The 635-nt window shown below is 59.4% G+C and carries 1 protein-coding gene; it reads left to right on the top strand.

The window, feature by feature from the left end:
- Window positions 1-576 (top strand): IS256 family transposase (locus tag ABW18_RS00045; RefSeq protein WP_049697017.1); only part of this gene is annotated, 576 nt, incomplete at its 5' end.
- Window positions 577-635: the final 59 nt, after the last annotated feature.

Below are 635 nucleotides of genomic sequence, written 5' to 3'. Positions count from 1 at the left end.
TTCCCCGAGGCGATCGAGGCGACGTGGCCTTTGGCCACCGTACAAACCTGCGTCGTGCACCTGATCCGCAACGCGATGCGGTTCATCAACTACAAAGACCGCAAACAGGTCGCCCGGGCGATCAAACCGATTTACACCGCCCCCGACGCCGAGACCGCGCGCCGAGAATGGGAGATCTTCCGAGATTCGGCGTTGGGTGTCACATATCCGAGTGCGGCACAGGCTTTCGACCGCGCCTGGGACAGATTCATCCCATTCCTGGCCTTCCCACCCGAGTTGCGCAAGGTCATCTACACCACCAACTCGATCGAGTCGCTGAACTATCAACTCCGCAAGGTCATCAAGAACAGGGGACACTTCCCCAACGACGTCGCGGTCCGCAAACTGCTCTGGCTGGCTATCTGCGACATCGAGGACAAACGAGCCAGGCAACGCGAGAAGGAACGCGGCAAGCCAGCCAGTCAGCGTAAAGCGCCCGGACGACTCGTCGAAGGGCAAGTCGTGACCAGCTGGAAACAGGCCCTCGGACAACTCGCCCTGGCCTACCCCGACCGCATCGAACCCCACCTCAACTAGACACCGAAAGCGAACCCAAGAAATCAGGAGTTACGTTCTTACACAGACATCTTGACAAG

Source organism: Gordonia jacobaea, assembly GCF_001186365.1.
Classification (GTDB): domain Bacteria; phylum Actinomycetota; class Actinomycetes; order Mycobacteriales; family Mycobacteriaceae; genus Gordonia; species Gordonia jacobaea.
Note: the sequence above shows the minus strand (reverse complement) of the source record. Positions and strands in the feature narration are given on the sequence as shown.